Source organism: Streptomyces sp. NPDC001493 (assembly GCF_053597235.1).
The window spans coordinates 139,583-160,261 of sequence record NZ_JBSFHV010000019.1 but is presented as its reverse complement, the minus strand read 5'-3'; the positions used below and the strand labels follow the sequence as shown (position 1 = coordinate 160,261).

The 20,679-nt window shown below is 72.3% G+C and carries 14 protein-coding genes; 9 read left to right on the top strand and 5 right to left on the bottom strand.

Going from position 1 to position 20,679, the window contains the following annotated elements:
• Window positions 1-51: 51 nt before the first annotated feature.
• The 5 genes from ACWCWD_RS25750 to ACWCWD_RS25730 all read left to right on the top strand — a co-directional run bounded on the left by ACWCWD_RS25750 (window position 52) and on the right by ACWCWD_RS25730 (window position 9,097).
• Window positions 52-939 (top strand): FAD binding domain-containing protein, encoded by an 888-nt coding sequence (locus tag ACWCWD_RS25750; RefSeq protein ID WP_450776065.1) that lies wholly within the window; start codon window positions 52-54, stop codon window positions 937-939.
• Window positions 940-941: 2 nt separating this feature from the next.
• Complete coding sequence (locus ACWCWD_RS25745; protein ID WP_450776063.1) at window positions 942-1,523, top strand: (2Fe-2S)-binding protein; 582 nt, start codon at window positions 942-944, stop codon at window positions 1,521-1,523.
• 2 nt (window positions 1,524-1,525) lie between these two features.
• Window positions 1,526-3,925 (top strand): xanthine dehydrogenase subunit D, encoded by a 2,400-nt coding sequence (gene pucD, locus ACWCWD_RS25740; protein ID WP_450776061.1) that lies wholly within the window; start codon window positions 1,526-1,528, stop codon window positions 3,923-3,925.
• Between the two features lie 97 nt (window positions 3,926-4,022).
• Complete coding sequence (locus ACWCWD_RS25735) at window positions 4,023-5,243, top strand: XdhC family protein (RefSeq protein WP_450776059.1); 1,221 nt, start codon at window positions 4,023-4,025, stop codon at window positions 5,241-5,243.
• Window positions 5,244-5,413: 170 nt separating this feature from the next.
• The gene (locus ACWCWD_RS25730; RefSeq protein WP_450776117.1) at window positions 5,414-9,097 is read left to right on the top strand and encodes a S8 family serine peptidase; all 3,684 of its coding nucleotides are present in this window, start codon (window positions 5,414-5,416) and stop codon (window positions 9,095-9,097) included.
• 158 nt (window positions 9,098-9,255) lie between these two features.
• Here ACWCWD_RS25730 and ACWCWD_RS25725 read toward each other — a convergent pair whose 3' ends face one another.
• From ACWCWD_RS25725 to ACWCWD_RS25715, 3 genes are all read right to left on the bottom strand, one after another.
• Entirely contained in the window at window positions 9,256-10,047 is a 792-nt protein-coding gene (locus ACWCWD_RS25725; protein WP_450776057.1) for a class I SAM-dependent methyltransferase, read from the bottom strand.
• Window positions 10,048-10,236: 189 nt separating this feature from the next.
• The gene (locus ACWCWD_RS25720; protein WP_450776055.1) at window positions 10,237-11,799 is read right to left on the bottom strand and encodes a peptidoglycan-binding protein; all 1,563 of its coding nucleotides are present in this window, start codon (window positions 11,797-11,799) and stop codon (window positions 10,237-10,239) included.
• Window positions 11,800-12,024: 225 nt separating this feature from the next.
• On the bottom strand, window positions 12,025-12,756 hold the full coding sequence (locus tag ACWCWD_RS25715; RefSeq protein WP_450776053.1) for a nitroreductase family protein: 732 nt from the start codon (window positions 12,754-12,756) through the stop codon (window positions 12,025-12,027).
• Between the two features lie 276 nt (window positions 12,757-13,032).
• Here ACWCWD_RS25715 and ACWCWD_RS25710 point away from each other — a divergent pair, with 276 nt between their 5' ends.
• The 3 genes from ACWCWD_RS25710 to ACWCWD_RS25700 are packed head-to-tail and all read left to right on the top strand — an operon-like array spanning window position 13,033 to window position 15,558.
• Entirely contained in the window at window positions 13,033-13,266 is a 234-nt protein-coding gene (locus tag ACWCWD_RS25710) for an acyl carrier protein (RefSeq protein WP_450776051.1), read from the top strand.
• Window positions 13,263-14,534, top strand: a complete 1,272-nt coding sequence (locus ACWCWD_RS25705) for a beta-ketoacyl-[acyl-carrier-protein] synthase family protein (RefSeq protein ID WP_450776049.1) — start codon at window positions 13,263-13,265, stop codon at window positions 14,532-14,534. Before ACWCWD_RS25710 ends, ACWCWD_RS25705 begins: the two co-directional genes overlap by 4 nt.
• Before the next feature lie 19 nt (window positions 14,535-14,553).
• Window positions 14,554-15,558 (top strand): alpha/beta fold hydrolase, encoded by a 1,005-nt coding sequence (locus ACWCWD_RS25700; protein ID WP_450776047.1) that lies wholly within the window; start codon window positions 14,554-14,556, stop codon window positions 15,556-15,558.
• Window positions 15,559-15,597: 39 nt separating this feature from the next.
• Here the strand turns inward: ACWCWD_RS25700 and ACWCWD_RS25695 are convergent, their stop codons facing one another.
• Together ACWCWD_RS25695 and ACWCWD_RS25690 are read right to left on the bottom strand one after the other, a co-directional pair.
• Window positions 15,598-16,194 carry a hypothetical protein gene (locus tag ACWCWD_RS25695; RefSeq protein WP_450776045.1) on the bottom strand — a complete coding sequence of 199 codons (597 nt, stop codon included), beginning with the start codon at window positions 16,192-16,194 and terminating at the stop codon, window positions 15,598-15,600.
• 190 nt (window positions 16,195-16,384) lie between these two features.
• Window positions 16,385-18,880: an endonuclease/exonuclease/phosphatase family protein gene (locus ACWCWD_RS25690; protein WP_450776043.1), complete on the bottom strand. Its 2,496-nt coding sequence runs from the start codon at window positions 18,878-18,880 to the stop codon at window positions 16,385-16,387.
• Window positions 18,881-19,148: 268 nt separating this feature from the next.
• Between ACWCWD_RS25690 and ACWCWD_RS25685 the strand changes: the two genes are divergently transcribed.
• Window positions 19,149-20,675 (top strand): MFS transporter, encoded by a 1,527-nt coding sequence (locus ACWCWD_RS25685; protein ID WP_450776041.1) that lies wholly within the window; start codon window positions 19,149-19,151, stop codon window positions 20,673-20,675.
• Window positions 20,676-20,679 lie beyond the last annotated feature (4 nt).

Sequence of the window (20,679 nt, the reverse complement as noted above, 5' to 3'; positions counted from 1 at the left end):
CTGGGGTTTCCTCCTTCCACCCTGCGCAGCCCATCGAGAAGAGAGCCACTCATGGACTTCCTTCGCCCCGCCGCCTGGGAGGACGCGCTCGCCGCCAAGGCCGAGCACCCGGCGGCCGTCCCGCTCGCGGGCGGTACGGACGTGATGGTCGAGATCAACTTCGACCACCGCCGCCCCGACCACCTCCTCGACCTGAGCCGGATCGGTGAACTCTCCGCATGGGAGGTCGGCGAGCGGACCGTACGCCTCGGCGCCTCGGTGCCGTACAGCGCGATCATGGAACACCTCAGGGACGAGCTCCCCGGGCTGGCCCTCGCCGCGCACACCGTCGCCTCCCCGCAGATCCGCAACCGGGGCGGGGTCGGCGGCAACCTCGGCACCGCGTCCCCCGCCGGGGACGCGCACCCGGCGCTGCTCGCCGCGGGGGCGGAGGTCGAAGCGGTCTCCGTACGCGGCACCCGGATGATCCCCATCGACGCCTTCTACACCGGCGTCAAACGGAACGCGCTCGCCCCTGACGAACTCATCCGCGCCGTGCACATCGCCAGGGCGGACGGCCCGCAGCAGTTCTCCAAGGTCGGCACCCGCAACGCCATGGTCATCGCCGTCTGCGCCTTCTCCATCGCCCTGCACCCCGAGACCCGGACGGTGCGCACCGGCATCGGCTCCGCCGCGCCCACCCCGGTCCGCGCCACCGCCGCCGAGGAGTTCCTGAACGCCGCGCTCGACGAGGGCGGCTTCTGGGAGAACGGCGACACCATCACCCCCTCCCTCGCCCGGGAGTTCGCCACCCTCGCCTCGGGCGCCTGCAACCCGATCGACGACGTCCGCGGCACCGCCCGCTACCGCCGGCACGCGGTCGGCGTGCTGGCCCGCCGCACCCTCGGCTGGACCTGGGAGCAGTACCGCACCGGCCGCACACTCGAAGGAGCCCGCTGACCATGCGCGTCCACTTCACCGTCAACGGCAGGCCGCAGCAGGCGGACGACGTATGGGAGGGCGAGTCCCTCCTCTACGTCCTGCGGGAACGCCTGGGCCTGCCCGGCTCCAAGAACGCCTGCGAACAGGGCGAGTGCGGCTCCTGCACCGTCCGCCTCGACGGAGTGCCCGTCTGCGCGTGCCTGGTCGCCGCCGGACAGGCCGAGGGCCGCGAGGTCGTCACCGTCGAAGGACTCGCGGACTACGCCCGCCACCGCGACGACGCCCACCCCGGCAGCGGCTGCGCGGCCGGCGGCTGCGGCACCGGCCTCGACGAGGCCCGCGCCTGGCAGGCCGCCCCCGGACCGGACGGCCCCCCGCTCTCCCCGGTCCAGCAGGCCTTCGTCGACGCCGGAGCCGTGCAGTGCGGCTTCTGCACCCCAGGGCTGCTGGTCGCCGCCGACGAACTCCTCGAACAGCACCCCTCCCCGTCCGACCAGGACATCCGCGAGGCGCTCTCCGGCAACCTCTGCCGCTGCACCGGCTACGAAAAAATCCTCGACGCGGTCCGCCTCGCCGCCGCCCGCTCCGGACAGGAGGCCTGACCATGGCGACCACCGGCACCCCGGTCGGCCTCACCCAGGGCTCACCCACCCGGGGCGGGATCGGCGAATCCACCCTCCGCCCCGACGGCACCCTCAAGGTCACGGGGGAGTTCGCCTACTCCTCCGACATGTGGCACGAGGACATGCTCTGGGGCCACACCCTGCGCTCCACCACCGCCCACGCCGAGATCCGGTCGATCGACATCGCCGAGGCGCTCGCCACCCCCGGCGTGTACGCGGTCCTCACCCACGACGACCTGCCCGCCGCCGTGAAGAACTACGGCCTGGAGATCAAGGACACCCCCGCTCTCGCCCACGGCCGGGTCCGCCACCACGGCGAGCCGGTCGCCCTGGTCGCCGCCGACCACCCCGAGACGGCCCGCCGCGCCGCCGCGAAGATCCGCGTCGACTACGCCGAACTGCCCGTCGTCACCGACGAGGCATCCGCCACCGCACCCGGCGCGCCCCTGCTCCACGAGGGCCGCGACGACCACCACAGCCTCCACGTCCCGCACCCCAACATCGTGCACCGCCAGCCGATCGTGCGCGGCGACGCGGCGGCGGCAGCGGCGCGCGCGGACGTGATCGTGCGCGGCGAGTACGTCTTCGGCATGCAGGACCAGGCCTTCCTCGGTCCCGAGTCCGGGCTCGCCGTCCCCGCCGAGGACGGCGGCGTGGACCTCTACGTCGCCACCCAGTGGCTGCACAACGACCGGGCGCAGATGGCGCCCGTCCTCGGCCTTCCCGAGGAGAAGATCCGGATGACGCTCTCCGGCGTCGGCGGCGCCTTCGGGGGCCGCGAGGACCTCTCCATGCAGATCCACGCCTGCCTGCTCGCACTGCGTACCGGCAAGCCGGTGAAGATGGTCTACAACCGCTTCGAGTCCTTCTTCGGACACGTCCACCGCCACCCCGCCAAGCTCACCTACGAGCACGGCGCCACCCGCGACGGCAGGCTCACCCATGTGAAGTGCCGCATCGTGCTGGACGGCGGCGCCTACGCCTCGTCCTCCCCGGCCGTCGTCGGAAACGCCGCCTCGCTCTCGGTCGGACCGTACGCCGTGGACGACGTCGACATCGAGGCGCTCGCCCTCTACACCAACAACCCTCCCTGCGGGGCGATGCGCGGCTTCGGCGCCGTCCAGGCCTGCTTCGCGTACGAGGCGCAGATGGACAAGCTCGCCGCCGAACTCGGGCTCCACCCGGTGGAGTTGCGCCGGATCAACGCGATGGAGCAGGGCACCCTGCTGCCTACCGGCCAGCCCTGCGACTCTCCCGCACCGGTCGCCGAACTCCTCCGCCGGGTCAAGGCCCGCCCACTGCCGCCCGAACGGCAGTGGCTGGCCGCCGACCCGGCGGGCGGTGCGGGTTCGGTCGACGTCCGCGCGCTGCCGGGCGGGCTCTCCAACACCACGCACGGCGAGGGCGTCGTACGGGGTGTGGGGTACGCGGTCGGGCTGAAGAACGTCGGCTTCTCCGAGGGCTTCGACGACTACTCCACCGCCCGGGTCCGGATGGAGGTCATCAACGGCGAGGCCGTCGCGACCGTGCACACCGCGATGGCGGAGGTCGGACAGGGCGGCATCACCGTGCACGCCCAGATCGCGCGGACCGAACTCGGCGTCGGCCAGGTCACCATCCAGCCCGCCGACACCCGGGTCGGCTCGGCGGGATCCACCTCCGCCTCCCGCCAGACGTACGTCACCGGCGGCGCGATCAAGAACAGCTGCGAGGCCGTCCGGGAGCAGGTGCTGGCGCTGGGGCGCCGCAAGTTCGGTACGTACCACCCCGCTTGGGCCACCGCCGAACTGCTGCTGGAGAACGGCAAGGTCGTCACCGACGGCGGCGAGGCCCTCGCCGGCCTGGCCGAGGTCCTGGGGGACGAGGCGATCGAAGTCGAGCTGGAGTGGCACCACCGGCCCACCCAGTCCTTCGACATCCGCACCGGCCAGGGGAACGGCCATGTGCAGTACTCCTTCGCCGCCCACCGGGCGGTGGTGGAGGTCGACACCGAACTGGGGCTCGTGAAGGTGGTCGAACTCGCCTGTGCCCAGGACGTCGGCAAGGCGCTCAACCCGCTCTCCGTCGCCGGACAGATCCAGGGCGGCTCCACCCAGGGGCTCGGTATCGCCGTGATGGAGGAGATCCTCGTCGATCCGGTGACCGCGAAGGTCCGCAACCCGTCCTTCACCGACTACCTGATCCCGACCATCCTCGACACCCCGCCCATCCCCCTCGACGTGCTCGAACTCGCGGACCAGAACGCCCCGTACGGGCTGCGGGGCGTCGGTGAGGCGCCCACCCTCTCGTCCACCCCCGCGGTCCTCGCCGCCATCCGGGCGGCGACGGGCCTGGAGCTCAACCGGGCCCCGGTACGCCCGGAGCACCTCACCGGCACCTGATCACGGCGCGCGGCGCGGCGACACCGCCGTACGCGCGCTCCTACGCCGCCCGAGAGCCGCTACCGCCCGGGAGCCGCACCGCCGAGAGGAGTAACCCGTGCTGGACATCGCCGCAGAACTGCACCGATGGACCCTGGAGGGGCGGGACTTCGCCGTCGCCACGGTCGTCCGGGTCACCGGAAGCGCACCCCGGCAGCCGGGCGCCGCGCTCGCCGTCGACCGGGCGGGCGAGGCGGTCGGATCGGTCTCGGGCGGCTGCGTCGAAGGGGCGGTGTACGAACTGTGCCGCCAGGCCCTGGACGACGGGACCACCGTGCGCGAGCGGTTCGGCTACAGCGACGAGGACGCCTTCGCGACGGGCCTCACCTGTGGCGGAACCATCGAGGTGCTGGTCACCCCGGTGCGGTCCTACGACGCCGTCCGGCCGGTCGTGGAGGTCGCGCTCGCGGCGGCGGCCGCCGGGCGGCCGGCCGCCCTCGCCCGGGTCGTCGACGGGCCGGACGAACTCCTCGGCCGGGCCCTGGTGGTGGGCGAGAATGCCGCAAGTGCCTGGTCGGAGAGTGACAGTGACAATGCGTCACATGCCGAACGGAGCGCCACCGCGGAGGCGCGGGCGATGCTCGCCGCGGGGCGCACCGGTACGGTCACCGTCGGCGCGGACGGCTCGCGGTGCGGCCGGCCCGTCACCCTGTTCGTGGAGTCGAGTGTGCCGCCGCCCCGCATGATCGTCTTCGGGGCCGTCGACTTCGCCTCCGCGCTGACCCGGGCGGCCGTGTTCCTCGGCTACCGGGTCACCGTCTGCGACGCCCGGCCGGTCTTCGCCACGGCCGCCCGGTTCCCCGAGGCCGACGAGATCGTCGTCGACTGGCCGCACCGCTACCTCGCCACGGCCGAGGTCGACGCGCGTACCGTCCTCTGCGTCCTCACCCACGACCCGAAGTTCGACGTGCCCCTGCTGAAGGCCGCGCTGCGGCTGCCGGTCGGCTACGTCGGCGCCATGGGCTCGCGGCGCACCCATCTGGACCGTACGGCGGCGCTGCGGGAAGAGGGCCTCACCGTGCGCGAACTGGGCCGCCTGCACTCGCCGATCGGGCTGGATCTCGGAGCCCGTACGCCCGAGGAGACCGCCCTGTCGATCATGGCGGAGATCGTCGCCGAGCGGCACGGCGGCACCGGCGCGCGGCTCACCGGCGCCCGTACCCCGATCCATCACGAGCCGGCCCCGTCGCCGAGTGGCATCCCGCCGGGCGTCGGCCCCCTGGACGTCGCATCCCTGGACATCGCCTCCCTGAACGCCCTTTCCACGCCGGGCGGTTAACCGCCACGGCGGATTCCTGCCACCGTGAAACCGCTTTGCCGTCTGCCATTTACCGGTAGATCAGCACCATGACATTTTCAGCCCCCTCCGTTTCCGGCCGGGCGAGACCCGCTCGTCAGGGACGCACGCTCCTCCTCATAGCGACCTCCGTCGCGCTCGTGAGCGGTGTCATGCTTCCCGCCGCCGGTTCCGCTTCCGCGACCCCCCACTCGGCGACCTCCCAGGCCCCGGCCGCGCACACCCGGCAGGCGGCCGAACCCCAGAGCCACGACGTCACCCTCGTCACCGGCGACGTGGTGCACTACGTCGAGGGTGCCGGAGCCGGCGACCACGGCACCGTCACCGTCGACCGCCCGGACGGCGCGACCGGCGGCGTCCACGTGCAGCAGGCCGGCGACGACCTCTACGTGCTGCCCGACGAGGCCACCCCCCTCCTCGCCGCGGGCACGCTCGACCGCAGGCTCTTCAACATCACCGCACTGGTCGGGATGGGGTACGACGACGAGCGGACCGGCGGCATCCCGCTGATCGCCACCTACCCGCGGTCCGCGGCGCGTTCACTGCCCGCCGCACCGGAAGGCGCCGAGAAGACGCGCACCCTGGAGTCGATCCACGGGACGGCGCTCACGGCCGACAAGGCCGATGCCCGCACCTTCTGGGCCGGCATCTCCCGCGAGGGGAACGCCCGTTCGCTGGACGCCGGCATCAGCAAGCTCTGGCTCGACGGCCGTTCGAAGGCGCAGCTCTCCGAGTCGGTGCCACAGATCAACGCCCCCGCCGCCTGGGCGGAGGGATACGACGGCAAGGGCATCAAGGTCGCGGTCCTGGACACCGGCATCGACGCCGACCACCCGGACGTCAAGGACCGCATCCTGGAGTCGAAGAGCTTCGTCCCGGGCGAGGACGTGGACGACAAGAACGGCCACGGGACGCACGTGGCGTCGACCGTCGCCGGCTCGGGTGCGGCGTCCGGAGGGCTCAACAAGGGCGTCGCCCCGGGCGCGGACCTGCTGATCGGCAAGGTGCTCGGGAACAGCGGCGAGGGCGCCGACTCCGGCATCATCGAGGCGATGGAGTGGGCGAAGGCCGAGGGTGCCGACGTCGTCTCCATGAGCCTCGGCGCCCCGGTTCCGGACGACGGCACCGACCCGATGGCCCAGGCGGTCGACGCCCTCTCGGCCGACGGCGGACCGCTCTTCGTCATCGCGGCCGGCAACTCCTACGGCGCCGGAACCATCAGCGCCCCCGGCTCGGCGGCCGAGGCGCTCACCGTCGCCGCCGTCGACAAGCAGGACAACCGCGCGGCCTTCTCCTCCATGGGCCCGCTGATCAACAACCACGGCCTCAAGCCGGACCTGTCCGCCCCCGGCGTCGGCATCAACGCGGCGGCCTCCCAGTCGGTCCCCGGCATCGAGGGCATGTACCAGTCGATGGACGGTACGTCGATGGCGACCCCGCACGTCGCCGGCGCCGCCGCCATCCTCAAGCAGCGCCACCCCGACTGGTCCGGCAGCCGGCTCAAGGACGCGCTGATGAGCACGTCCAAGCGGCTTCCCGCGTACACCCCGTACGAGCAGGGCACCGGCCGCGTGGACGTCGGGGCGGCCGTCGACGCCACGATCGAGGCCACCGGTTCCGTCGAGGTCGCCGACTACGCCTGGCCGCACGACGCCTCCGACGAGGTGGCGCGGCGGACCCTCACGTACACCAACAGCGGCAAGCAGGACGTCACCCTGCACCTGGCGACCGACACGGACTCCGCGGCGTACACCCTCTCCACCCCGGAGCTGACCGTCCCGGCGGGCTCCACCGCGACGGCCGTGCTCTCGATCGACCCCTCCGAGGTCGACGCGGGCACCCTCTTCTCGGGCCAGGTCCTCGCCACCGATGCCACCGGCGCCACCGTCGCCCACACGGGCTTCGCCGTCAGCAAGGAGGAGGAGCGCTACGACCTCACCATCCAGCTCCGCGACCGCGCGGGCCAACCGGCCGACGGTCAGGTCGTGTTCGCCGCGCTCGGCGACCCCCAGCTGAACGTCGTCAGCGTCGCGGGCGACACCACCCTGCGACTGCCCCCGGGCAACTACACCGCCTGGACCGCGCTCGACGTCGACGGTGACCGCTCCGACTCCAAGGCCCTCGCCTTCCTCGCCGCGCCCGAGACGATCCTCACCGACGGCCCGCGGACCATCACGCTCGACGCGTCCAGGGCACACAAGGTGAGCGCGAAGGCCCCGCAGGAGTCCGAGACGCGCCAGCTGCGGTACGACATGGCGCGGACGGACCCGAGCGGCATGGTCCAACGCGACCTCTACCAGATCCCCCTGGCCTACGACGAGTTGTGGGCCGCACCCACCAAGAAGGTCACTCAGGGCACCTTCAGCTTCCTGACCCGCTGGCGCCTGGGCGAGGAGCTGATCGACGTCACGGCCGACGGGACCGACGTCCCCGTCACCGCGCAGGGCGGCTCCGTCGTCGCCGAGGACCGCGAGCAGAAGCTGGACGCCGTCTACGCGGGTGACGGAAGTGCCGCCGCCTACAAGGGGATCGGAGCCAAGGGCAAGGCCGTGGTCATCACCCGGAGCGACGCCGTCGCCCCCGCCGACCGGCTCGCCAACGCGGTCGCCGCGGGAGCCTCGGCGCTCCTCGTCGTCAACGACGGCCGTGGGATCCTCCTGGAGACCTACACCGACTGGGGCACCGAGACCGCCATCCCGGTGGCCTCCGCCCAGAAGCTCGCCGGCCAGGCCCTGATCAAGGCCGCCCAGCGCGGCAGGAAGATCAGCGTCGACCAGAAGAAGTTCGCCGACTACGTCTACGACTTCGTCGACCGTCACGACGGCAACATCCCCGACAGCTCCCTGGAGTTCACCCCGTCGGTCCGCCAACTGGCCAAGGTGGAGAACACCTTCTACGGCGCCAGGAAGACGCTCGGCGCCGGCTACCGCTACGACATCCCGGAGTACGGACCGGGCGTCGGCTTCGAGGAGTACGAGCAGTTCCCGGGCGTCCGCGACGAGTGGGTCACCCCGCTCCCCGGCGACTCCTTCTGGTACGAGAACCACTCCGTCTTCAACGCCGACGCCACCGACACCGCCGCCGAGATGCGCAGCACCGACCTCGACTACACGGCCGGCCGCACCTACAAGGACGACTGGTTCGCCCCGGTGACGAGCCCCCGCCTCGGCACCGGCTACTGGGGCCCGTTCCGCACCTCGTACAACGACATGCAGTTCAACATCAGCGCGTGGACCGACTCGGGCGAGGGCCACTCGGGTTCGATGCCCTCGGACGAGTACGACACCACGAGCTACGCCTTCTACCAGGGCGACACTCTGATCAAGAAGGGTGCGGGCCGGGCCGGTTACGCGTGGGACCTCTCGCCCGAGAAGCTGCCGTACCGACTGGTTCTCGACTCCGGCCGCGACGCCGGTATCTGGAAGTCCTCCACCCGCACGCACAGCGAGTGGTCGTTCGTCTCGGGACAGCTCGACGCGGGCGAGGCCGGGTACGCGCAGAGCGACATCCCGCTGATCCAGCTGGACTTCGACGTCGACACCGACCTCGCCGGTGACGTGAAGGCGGGCAAGGAGGTCGAACTCGGCCTCGGCGCCGGGACGCAGGCCTGGCTCGACGGCGCGGTGAAGGCGACGTCCGCCTCGCTGCAGGTCAGTTACGACGACGGCGCCGAGTGGTCCGCCGTCAAGCTGCGCAGGACCGCGTCCGGCCAGTGGGCCGCGGCCTTCACCCCGCCGAAGAAGGGGGCCTCCTCGGTCTCCCTCAAGGCGCACGCCGAGGGCCCGGACGGCCTCGCCGTGGACCAGGAGATCATCCGGGCCTTCGGCCTGAAGTGACCTCCAGGCGTCGGCAGCCCCAGTGGCTGCGGCGCCGGGCAGTAGCGGTACCGGTGGCTCCGCACCCTCGCCGGGGGTGCGGAGCCACCTTCTCGTGGCCCGCCGACTCCCCGGCTGTCCGGAGAAAAGGCCACCCCGGCCGGGCCCGAACGGCCGTCTCAGCCCGGCTTGACGGCCCGCGTCGCGAAGTAGCCCGACATGTAAGCGGCGGACGCGTCGGACTGGTGCGGGGCTTCCGCGAAGCCGGTGAGGACGAACCCCGCGGCGAGCTGCCCGCCGATCTGGCCGGTGAGGGTGTGGCTGTACTCGAGAGCGGCATCCGCGCCGAACTTCGCGGCGCGTTCCTCGGCGGAGTACTGCGTGACATCGCTGTAGGGCAGCTTGTGCGCGACGACCAGCTCGCCGCGCTCGTCGAGCACCTCGGGGTCGAACAAGTACACATCGGGGTTGAGGAAGCCCGCGAGCAGCGTTCCGCCCGGTCGCAGGACGCGGAAGCACTCACGCCACACCGGTGCCACGTCCGGCACGAACAGGTTGGACACCGGATGGAACACGACGTCGAACGTCGCGTCGCCGAAGGCGCCGAGATCGCGCATGTCGCCCAGGACGGTGCGCAGGTCGAGTCCGTCGCGCGCCGCCACCATCCGGTCCTGGCCGAGCTGGCGGGGTGAGTTGTCGAACACGGTGACCCGAGCCCCCGCGGCGGCGAGGACCGGACCCTGCTGACCACCGCCGGAGGCCAGGCACAACACGTCCTTGCCGGTCAGGTCCGCCGGCAGCCAGGAGCGGTCGACCGGCTCGTGCCCGATGAGAACGATCGACCAGTCGCCCGTGCGGGCGCGCTCGACAACCTCAGTACTGACCGGCCTCGACCACTCGTTGCCCTCCTGGACGTACTTGTCCCAGGCCGCCCGATTGTGGGCGGCGGGGTCGACGACGAAGTCCTGCACGTACGACTCCCTGCTACGGCCGGGCGGACACCTGCGGTATCGACGCTTCGGTGCCGTCGGCCAACACGAGCGCAGGGTGGGGAATCAACGTAATGGGCGGTCGTCGAGGTGTCCACCGGCCCGTAGGCGTCGCCCGGCGCCCCGGCCCCGACCCCGACCCCGGCCGGGGCCGAGGCCGAGGCCGGTGGGTCAGCTGCCCGACTGGAGGGCCGTCCAGGTCGCCGTACCGACGATGCCGTCCACCGAGAGGCCGTGGTCGGTCTGGAAGGTGCGTACCGCGGTGGCGGTGCCCGATCCGAAGTCCCCGTCGACGGAGACGGTCGAGCCGAGGGCCGCCGTCAGCGAGCGCTGGAGGCGCTTGACGTCCTCACCGGCGCTGCCCTGGCGCAGGTCGGGAGTGGTACCGGCCGACAGCAGGGCCGTCCAGGTCTTCGCACCCACGATTCCGTCCGCGCTCAGCCCGCGGGCCCGCTGGAAGGCCTGGACCGCCGACGTGGTCGCGGCGCCGAACACCCCGTCCACCGAACCCGCCTCGTAGCCCTGGGTGTTGAGGAGCTGCTGCACGGCCTTCACCTGGGCGCCGCTGGAGCCCGACTGCTGGGTCGTGTAGGAGGAGAAGCTCAGCGTGTCCGTGGTCCCGCCGGTGGAGCCGTCGACCAGCTGCATGTAGGTGGTCCAGTCCCAGTAGGGGCCCGGGTCCGTGTGGTCGTTGCCGGGCGCCTCGCTGTGCCCGATGATGTGCGCCCGGTCCTTCACGATGCCGTGCCGGTCGCAGAGGTAGCGGGTGAGGGCCGCGGAGGAGCGGTACATCGCGTCGGTGAACCAGGTCGGATCGTCGATCCAGCCCTCGTGCTCGATGCCCAGGGACGAGGCGTTGGCGCTCTTCGCGTGGTACGCGGTGTCGCTGTCGCGCACCATCTGGGTGATCTGGCCGTCCGAGGAACGGATCACGTAGTGCGCGCTGACCACGGCCGCGGGGTCCTGGAACCAGCTGATGGAGCCGGCGTACGAGCCCTGGGTGACGTGGATGACGATCTTGTCGATGTCCGCCGTGCGGCCCGACTTGTAGTTGGTGGTGCTGGCGGGAACCCAGAGCGCCGAGGGGTAGTCCGCCGACCGGGTGCTCACGTCGCTCGGGGCGAGATCGCCCTTCTCCGGGGAGACCGGACGCGAGGTGACGGTGATCTCCTCGCCCTCGGGGGTCCTGCCGCGCAGACCGCCGGCCAGGAAGGAGTAGACCGTGTCCGCGTAGAGCGCGGCGGCGGGCCCGTCGGCACCGCCGTACCGGGCGACGGCCGGGTACCAGGAGTCGACGTCGAGCCTTTCGTCCCGGTCGAGCCCGAGTGAGTCGGCGTACGAGCGGAGCACGGCGGCGCCGCCGAGGACGTTCGTCGCGGTGTTCTCGCGCAGCTGCGCGGCGGAGGCTCCGGTGAGGGCGGCGGCCTTCTCCAGGGACCGGTTGGTCGGGTTGCTCACCAGGTGCATGACGCCGTAGCCGTTGTCCTGGCTGGGGCGTCCCTGGTGCCCGTCGAAGTGCGTCTCGCCGTAGCCGACCGCCGCGAGGAGGTCGCGGGGCACTCCGTACTCGTTGGCGGCGCGGGCGAAGGCCCCGTTCAGGGAACCGGCGGCCGGGTCCGGCGCGGCCGACGCCAGGGCCGGCTGTCCCGCCGCTACGACGGCCGCGACGGTGAGGGCCGCCAGGGCGGCGGCGGAGGCGCGACGGCGCACGGGGGCCACGGGGCGTCTGGGCATGTCTGCTCCTGCGTGTGTGTGGGGGGGAGAGGGAGCCCTGGGCCCGGTGGGGTGGACGCAGGGCTGCAGAGCGGGCACAGGCTATCCATGTGAGGAATGCATGACAATGACGCACCGGTCCGGCGCGCCGGGTCAACACCCCATCGGCGCAAGGATGCTGACGAAGCGTCGGCACATGGCGGAGCCCGCCTCCCGAACGGGGGCGGGCTCCGGGGGAAGCAGGGGCTACCAGCGGTCGCGGTGCACGACCTCGGCGACCGGGCGGCGGCGGACGGGGCCGAAGTTCCCCTTCGGCCACCCCACCGGAATCGCGGCGAAGGTCCGCATCTCCTCGGGGATGCCGAGCGCCTCCTTCCACTCCTGCTCCAGCATCAGGTGCCAGATGGTGACGTTGGCGGCCAGACCCAGAGCGCGCGCCGCCAGAAGGAGGTTCTGTACCCCCGGATAGACGCACGCGCCCTCGGCCAGGGCCTGGAAGCGCTCCTGCGAGGCCATCGGCTGCTCGCTCGCCACCGGCCCCAGCGCCACGGCGGAGGCGATCAGGCCCTCCTCGTCCAGGCGGGGCTCGGGGAACCGGTAACACGGCACGACGAGCGCGGGCGTGTCGGCGAAGTGGTCGCGCTGGTACTCGATCGCCGCGACCATCCGGCCGTACGCCGCGTCGTCCATGCCCTTCGGCGCGTACTTCCCCGTCGTCGCCAGATAGGCGTCCACGCACCGCTTCCACAGCGGCGCGAGCTCCGCCATGACCTGGCGGTCGGTCACCACGACGTACTCGTACGCCTGCATGTTGCCGCCGCTCGGCCCCCAGACCGCCGCCTGGACCAGTCGCTCCACCGTCTCGTACGGCACCGGCTCCGGCGAGAGGCGGCGCATGGCACGCACGGTGGACATGGTCGCGAAGAGGGCGGGATCCTCGGTCGCGGAGGCGTCCGTGCTCAGTGTTTCCGTTGTCATGATCGCGGAGTGTACGGGCCCAAGAGGCGACCCCGACAGGGGTGTTGGGCGTCCACGGCGGGCCCGGACCGCAAGGCCGTCCGGCGGCGGCGTTCACCCGGGCGGCGGCCACGGATTCGTACACCTGCCCAGACCCCCTCCGCACGGGGGAACGCGGGGCCGATCATGCTCCGCGAGGGCGTATAAAGGGCCCTTCGGAGCAGCCGGCGTCCCCCGATGGCCCACCTCATCCCCACGCGGCAGGCGTCACCGCGTCCCCGAGCGGAGGAGCGCCCCATGAGCACCTCGGAACACATCACCGACCTGCTGGTGTCGAACTTCGGTACCGACCCCGATGCGATCGGGGACGATGTGCCGCTCCGACGGCTACGTCTGGACTCCCTCGCCCTGGAAGAGCTGAGGCTGCTCATCGAGGACCGGATGGACGTCGACCTGGAGGACGTCGAGATCACCTCCCGCGACACCGTCGGCCGGCTCGTCTCCGCCGTGCACGACAAGGTCACCGCATGACGGGCCGGCCGGTCCCCGGGCCCTGGCCGCGCCCCCGCCCGGAACCGTTCCACGCCGCCGTGACCGGCATCGGCCTGATCACCGCCGCCGGAGTGGGCACCGACGCCTCGTGGCGCGGCGTCCGCGGCGAGGGGGACGAGCCCTCGGTGCTGCACCGCAGCGAACTCGAAGGCCTGCCCTGCGACTTCTTCTACACCGTCACGGGCCTCGACACCCGGGCCGAACTCGGCATCGCGGCGCAGCGGTTGATGGACCGTTTCTCCCAACTCGCGGTCATCGCCGCACGCGAAGCCGTCGCCGACGCGGGACTCGACCCCTCGGTCTGGGACAGCTCCCGGGTCGGCGTCGTGATCGGCTCCGCCCACGGCGGACTCCCGTTCTACGACGAACAGCACACCGCCCTCGGTGAACGCGGCGCACGCCGGGTCTCGCCGAAGCTCGCCCCCCTCGTCGTCGTCAACGGCGCGGCCAGCAGCGTCACCCTGGACCTCACCGTCCACGGTCCCAGCCTCGCCGTCTCCACCGCCTGCTCCTCCGGCACCGTCGCCATCGGCACGGCGCACCAGCTCCTGCGCACCGGGGCCTGCGACATCGTGATCGCGGGCGGCGCCGAGTCGGTCTGCTCCCGGCTCCTGATCGCCAGCGCCTGCCAGATGAAGGCGGTCTCCACCCGGCGGGACGACCCGCGTTCCGCCTGCCGCCCCTTCGACACCCACCGCGACGGGTTCGTCGTCGGCGAGGGCGCCGGACTGCTGGTCATGGAGCACCCCGACCACGCCCGCGCCCGGGGCGCCGCCGTCCGCGCCCACGTCAGCGGCTACGGCGCCGCCAGCGACGCCTTCTCCACCGTCGCACCCGAGCCCGACGGCCTCGGCGTCGAACGCGCGCTGCGCACCGCCCTCGCGGACGCGGGGCTCACCGGCGCGGACATCGGCCACGTCAACGCGCACGGCACCTCGACGGTCGCCAACGACCTGATCGAGGCGACCATGCTCCACCGGGTCCTCGGCGACCAGGCCCTCGTCACCTCGACGAAGGCGATGACCGGGCACACCCTCGGGGCCGCCGGAGGCATCGAGACGGCCCTCACCGTCCTCGCGCTCCAGCACCAACTGGTCCCGCCCACCGTCAATCTCGACGCGCCGGACCCGGAGATCCCGGTCGAGGTGGTGAGCAAGGAGGCCAGGCGGCACACCTTCGACCACGCGGCGAAGACCTCGCTGGGCTTCGGCGGCCACAACGCGGCCCTCATTCTGACCCGGGCCTGAGGCGGGAGGAGACCGAACCATGGGCGAGGAGATCATCCGGACGCTGGCGGTGGAGGGGGTGCCCTTCGCCTACCGCCTGCTGAAGCACGGCGGCGGCCCCGACGGCCCCGTATCCGCACCTGTACCCGGGCAGGGCTCCGGGCCGGACGCGGCTCGCGCACCGGGAGGCGAGGGCGCCGTCGTGGTCCCGGGCCCGGTGACCGTGACCGAGCCCGTGGTGGTGCTCGGTGGCGCGCTCCAGGGCATGTACGGGTGGCCCCAGATGGACGACCACCTCGGCTCTCTCGCCGACGTGGTGACCGCCGACCTCCCCGGCATGGGAAGCGCCGGTGCGCTGCCGCCCGGACCGAGCGCCGTACTGCTCCGCGAGGCGGTCACCCGGATCGTCGACGACCTCGGCGCCCCGCGCGTCAACCTCTTCGGCTTCTCGTACGGCACCGCGATCGCCTTCGACTGGGCCCGTCACCATCCCGGCCGGGTCGCCCGGATCGCTCTCGGCGGGGTCCCCGCGCACATCTCACCGGCCCAACGCGACCACTGGCAGCGGGCGGTGGAGCGGATGACCGCCGGCGACCCGGAGGGCCTCGCCACCCTCGCGGCCGAGGCGCTGATGTGCATGGACCCCGAACGGTACGTCCACCGGGGCGCGTTGGCCCAGCGCTATGTGCGGCGGTCCTTCCTGACCGCGCTGCGCACCTCGCCGCACGCGGCGGACTCGCTGGTACGCGCCCTGGGGGACCGGCCCGACTTCTCCGGCGGGCTCACCGGGGTGCCCGCGCTGGTCTTCGCGGGTGAGCACGACACGGTCACCTCCCCGGAGCGGCAGCGCGAGTTCGCCGCGACCGTCGAGGGCAGCCGGTTCCTCACGCTCGCCGACGCCGATCACTGGGTGGTCCTGGAACGCGCGGATGATGTCGCCGAGTTGGCGGCCCGCTTCTTCACGGACCGCCCGCTCCCCGCCGACCGGAGGCCCGGCCCGGCGATCCCGCAGGAGTACGCCGCGCCGGGCCGGGCCGGTGCCTGAGGCGCCACGGGGCGTTCAGGCCGCCGGTGGGGCAGCCCGTCAGCCCGTCGGCTCGGGTGCCTGCTCCTGGGTCAGCTGGACCAGCAGGCCGCTCGCCGGGTCGGTGGAGTAGCTGAACACCAGCGGATCGGCCGAGTTCCGGGCCAGGGTGTCGATCCGCTCCAGGAAGCGGGACAACTCGATCGGCTGATTGGTGGCCGAGGAGTTGAAGGGCCGTGCGACGGCGACCCCGGCCGTCTCCGCGATCCGGATGTCGCGCTTCGCGCCGGTCCCCTTCCACCGGGGCGTGGCGGCGTCCGAACAGTCCCACCCGCCTTCCTCGGTGGCGAGATAGATGATGTCGTGCTCGATCCGGTGGCCGGACAGACGCAGGGTCTCGCCGGCCGCTCCGGGGCACTGTCCGGAGGACGGCGAGGCGGTGGCCGTCCCGGTCGGTGTCGCGGCGGACTGGGTCGACGCGGCGGTCGCCGGTGCGGTGGCCGACGGTGCCGCGGGCGTGGATTCGCTCCCGGAGCTCTCGCACCCCGTGGCGGCCAGGAGCAGGGCGATGCCGATGCCGAGCGCCGCCGGCCCGCCCCGGGCGTACCGCCGTACGATCCCCGCCGTGCGTCTGGCCGTTCGCGTAGTGCCGATCATGATTCCCCCCGTGGTGCAGCTCTGGACGGGAGCGGCCGATCGCCGCCCGTCACCTCTTGAGTGCGCCGGGGGAGCCGTTCGGTTGCAGCCGGGGAGGAATTCGTACACACGCGTCGAGTGCCGTGCACGGCGGAGGGCCGCCCGCGAACGGACGGCCCCCTTGATCACCGGTACGGGTCAGTGGCGGGGATCAGTTCCCCTTCCCGTGCCCCTTGTCCTTGCCGTCGTTCTTGCTCTTGTCCTTGCCGTGGTTCTTCTCGTCGTGCTTCTTGCCCTTGGCCGAGCCGCCGCCGAGCTTCACGCGGACGATCTGCGGGTCGTGGTCGCTCGCCTGGTCGGCGAACTCCGCGTTGATGTGCACCACGTCGTAGTCGAGCCGGCGGACGCCGGGGGACGTCAGGATGTGGTCCAGCGTCTGGGAGTTGCCCTCGTACACGTAGCTGTACTGCTCGTTCGCGGGCAGCGTCGTGATCAGCGGCTTGAGGACCTTGCCGTCGGTCAGCGCGGTCACCGCCGGGGAGAACGCGAAGTCGTTGAGGTCGCCGAGCGTGATGACCTTGGCCGACTTGTCCGCCGCCAGCAGCGACTTGACGAAGGTGTTGACCTCGGTCGCCTGCTGGATGCGCTTGACCTCCGAACTGCGCTCCGGTTCCTGGTTCTTGCCGTGCAGGGGCAGGTCGCCGCCCTTGGAGGCGAAGTGGTTGCCGATGACGAACACGGTCTCGCCGTCGAAGCGGAACTCACCCACCAGCGGCTTGCGGCTGTCCGCCCACGCGGCGCTCGTCGGGTTGATCCGGCCGGGCGAGGCGGAGAGTTCGACGCCCTTGCGGGTGTCCACCGCGGTGACGGCGGTCGTCGCGGTGCCACCCGGGCGGTCCACGAAGGAGACCCGCTTCGGGTTGAAGAGGAAGACGTTGCGGATGTTCCCGCCGGGCTCACCGCCGTCCTCGCCGTCCTCGGGGGCGATGTAGCGCCAGGAGTAGCTCGGTCCGCCGGCGGCGACGATCGCGTCGGTGAAGCGCTTCAGGGTCGCCTCGGAGCCGACGGTGCCGTCGCTGGTGGCGCCGTTGTCGTCCTGGATCTCCTCCAGGGAGACCACGTCCGGCGAGGAGAGGTTGACGGCGATGCCCGAGGCGAGGGTGTCGAACTTCGCCTGGTCGTCGAGGGCGTCGAGGTTCTCCACGTTGTACGTGGCGACCGCGAGTTCCTTCTTCTTCTGCTTGCGGGTGACCTCGCGCTTCAGCCCGTTGTCGGTCCGCGTGCCGACCTCGGTGGCCTGGAGGGCGTAGCCGCCGAAGGAGACGTAGTCCAGGACGCCCGTCGTCGTACCGGAGAGCACGTCGCCCACGTTCGCGGTGGGAACCGGCTTGGCGGTGTCCAGGGACATCACCTCGATGCGCCCGGTGTTCTGGTCGGTGTACGAGGTGTAGAGCGTGCCACCGCGTGCGCTCGGGTTCTCGTCCGGCTTGACCGTGACCCACATCTCGCCGTACGAGTTCGTCGCGCCGATGACCCGGGTGTCCGCGATCTGCACGCGGACGCCTTCGAGGGACTCGTACAGGTCGAGGGCGTAGGTGTCCGGCTGGAGGGGGAGCGACTCGATCGAGCCGCCGCCCGCGGTGGGCGTGTACGCGGCGGGTACCGAGGACGCGTCGAGCACGACCGGCGCGGGCAGGGCGTTGCCGTGCGACAGCACCGTGGTCTTCGGGGTGCCGATCTCGGTGACGGACTGGGTGCCGGTGCCCGGGTAGTACTCGTCCACCTTGCCGCTGACCAGGACCGAGTCACCGGCGATGACGCCGGGAGCGGCGGAGCCGGTGAAGACGAAGACCGCCTCGCTGGTGCGGGCGTCCGCGTCCGGGGCGGTGTCCTGGAGCCAGTAACCGCGCGAGCCGCTCGTACGGACCCCGGTGACGACGCCCGGTACCGCCGTGACGGACTGGCCGTCGAGCGGCGAGAGGCGGGTGGTGCCCTGGATGTCGTGCACCCGGACGGTGCCCGGCTCGGTAGGCCCGCCCGGCTCCCCGGGGTCGGTGGAGCCGCCGCCGGAGGTCTGGCCCGCCGTGTTGACCGGGGTCGGGGCGCCCGCGGCGAAGTCGGCGGAGTTGTCGTCGGTGTCGGCGAACGAGGCAGCACGGGCCACGGAGGCGGTGGCGGACGGGGCGGGAGCCGTGGCGGTCTCGCGGACGATGGCGGAGCCGTAGCCGACGAGGTCGACGATCCGGGTGTCGACGGCGCAGTCGGCCGCGGTCTTGCAGGTGAGCGGGGTGGTACCGGAGACCAGGGCGACCGTGCCGCTGCCCGCGGCCATCGCGACGGTGCCGGTGGCGTCCGGGGTGGGCAGGGCGACCGTGCCGCCCGTACCGGCGGACTCGGCCACGAGGTAGCGGCCGCCGGGGGCGACGGAGCCGGCGAGGGGGGACACCTGCCAGAGCGAGCCGGCGGACGGGGTCCCGGGCAGGTACTGGACGCTGTACCCCGAGAGGTCGAACGCCGCGCCGCCCGCGTTGCCCAGCTCGATGAAGTCACGGGTGAGCGTGGCACCCGAGTTGCCCCCGCCGCCGTAGACCTCCGAGATCACGGCGCTCGCGGACGGGGCGGCGAAGGCTGCGGGCAGGGCCGTCACCGACAGCGCGACGGCGACGACACCGGCCAGCGCGGCCGAACGGGCTCTGGATATCTGCACGGGTACTGCCCCCAAAGTGTGTAGTGAGAGCAGAAAGCTATGCGCGTAGAACATGCATGACAAGGCATCAGAGGTTAATTCCCCGCATCGTGTGGGTGAGTTGCCGGTGCGGCGGGTACCCGACGGTGATGTGTTCGAGCACGAGGGAGCGGACGGCGGGGGACACCCGGCGGGTACGGACGGCACGGCCGGGACCGGGTGACGCACCGCGTCCGACGCCGCGCGCTGATCCGCCGAGGACGGCGGGACACCCCGTAGGGTCCGAAGCATGACTCCGAGCGCGGCGCGTCCCGGTCCGCAGGGGCGCGGCACACCCCCCGGTTCCCCCTCCGGCTCCCGCGGCTCCGGGCAGGAGGAACCCGACCCCCACCGGTGGCGGGCCCTCGCGGTCTGCCTGGTGGCCGGGTTCATGACCCTGCTGGACGTCTCGATCGTCAACGTGGCGCTGCCCTCCATCAAGGAAGGCCTGCACACCCCCGAATCGGACCTCCAGTGGGTGCTCTCCGGCTACGCCCTCGCCTTCGGGCTCTTCCTGATCCCGGCCGGGCGGCTCGGCGACGCACGGGGACGGCGCCCGGTGTTCATGCTCGGGCTCGCCCTCTTCACGCTCGCCTCCGCCGCCTGCGGCGCCGCCCAGTCCAGCCTCTGGCTGGTGGTCGCCCGACTGGTCCAGGGGCTCGCGGGCGGCCTGCTCTCGCCGCAGATCTCCGCCCTGATCCAGCAGATGTTCTCCGGGCGCGAACGCGGCCGGGCCTTCGGGATGTTCGGTACGGTCGTCGGCATCTCCACCGCCGTGGGACCGCTGCTCGGCGGGCTGCTGATCCAGCTGGCCGGTGCCGAGGAGGGCTGGCGCTGGGTCTTCTACGTCAACCTTCCGCTCGGCGTCGTCTGCCTCCTGCTGGCCCGCAAGCTGCTGCCCGACACCCCGTCGGCGGGCCATGTCCGCGCCCGCGACCTGGACCCGTTCGGCGTGCTGCTGCTCGGCGCGGGCGTGCTCTGCCTGCTGCTGCCCTTCGTCCAGGCCCAGCAGTGGCACGGCGACGAGAAGTGGCTGCTGCTCCTCGGCGCCGCCGCGCTGCTCGCCGCCTTCGTCGCCTGGGAGGCACGCTGCGCGGGCGGGGGTACGCAGCCGGTCCTGGACCTCTCGCTCTTCCGGCTGCGCTCGTACTGGCTGGGCTGTCTGCTGATCCTGCTGTACTTCGCCGGGTTCACCTCGATCTTCTTCGTCACCACGCTCTACCTCCAGGCCGGGCTGGGCTACAGCGCCCTCCAGGCGGGTCTGTCCATCTCCCCGTTCGCGGTCGGCTCGGGCCTCTCGGCCATGATCGGCGGCCGGCTGGTGGGGCGGTTCGGACGCCCGCTGGTCGTCGTGGGGCTGGCCATGGTCGCGGTCGGTCTGGCGGGAACGGCCCTCGCCGTGCACCAGGTACCGGGGCACAACGCGGGATGGGCGATGGCCGCCCCCCTGCTGTTCGGCGGCATCGGCAGCGGGCTGGTCATCGCCCCCAACCAGACGCTCACCCTCTCCGACGTACCGGTGGCCCACGCGGGCAGCGCGGGCGGCACCCTGCAGACCGGTCAGCGCGTCGGCTCCGCGATCGGCATCGCCGCGGTCGGGTCCGTCTTCTTCGCCCAGGTCACCGACGACGGGTGGGCCACGGCGTACGACCACGGCCTCATCGTCTCGGTCGCCTTCGTCTTCGCCGGACTCGTCGCCGCGATCGCCGACGTGGTGGCCGGGCGCCGGCACGGCCGGCGTACGGGCAAGGGGGCGGGGGCGACCGGCGGGGCGTGACGGG

Excerpts from the sequence above, each read along its gene's own strand:
- ACWCWD_RS25750 (WP_450776065.1), top strand. The coding sequence starts at position 52 with ATGGACTTCCTTCGCCCCGCCGCCTGGGAGGACGCGCTCGCCGCCAAG.
- ACWCWD_RS25745 (WP_450776063.1), top strand. The coding sequence starts at position 942 with ATGCGCGTCCACTTCACCGTCAACGGCAGGCCGCAGCAGGCGGACGAC.
- pucD (WP_450776061.1), top strand. The coding sequence starts at position 1,526 with ATGGCGACCACCGGCACCCCGGTCGGCCTCACCCAGGGCTCACCCACC.
- ACWCWD_RS25730 (WP_450776117.1), top strand. The coding sequence starts at position 5,414 with ATGCTTCCCGCCGCCGGTTCCGCTTCCGCGACCCCCCACTCGGCGACC.
- ACWCWD_RS25720 (WP_450776055.1), bottom strand. The coding sequence starts at position 11,799 with ATGCCCAGACGCCCCGTGGCCCCCGTGCGCCGTCGCGCCTCCGCCGCC.
- ACWCWD_RS25715 (WP_450776053.1), bottom strand. The coding sequence starts at position 12,756 with ATGACAACGGAAACACTGAGCACGGACGCCTCCGCGACCGAGGATCCC.
- ACWCWD_RS25710 (WP_450776051.1), top strand. The coding sequence starts at position 13,033 with ATGAGCACCTCGGAACACATCACCGACCTGCTGGTGTCGAACTTCGGT.
- ACWCWD_RS25705 (WP_450776049.1), top strand. The coding sequence starts at position 13,263 with ATGACGGGCCGGCCGGTCCCCGGGCCCTGGCCGCGCCCCCGCCCGGAA.
- ACWCWD_RS25700 (WP_450776047.1), top strand. The coding sequence starts at position 14,554 with ATGGGCGAGGAGATCATCCGGACGCTGGCGGTGGAGGGGGTGCCCTTC.
- ACWCWD_RS25695 (WP_450776045.1), bottom strand. The coding sequence starts at position 16,194 with ATGATCGGCACTACGCGAACGGCCAGACGCACGGCGGGGATCGTACGG.
- ACWCWD_RS25685 (WP_450776041.1), top strand. The coding sequence starts at position 19,149 with ATGACTCCGAGCGCGGCGCGTCCCGGTCCGCAGGGGCGCGGCACACCC.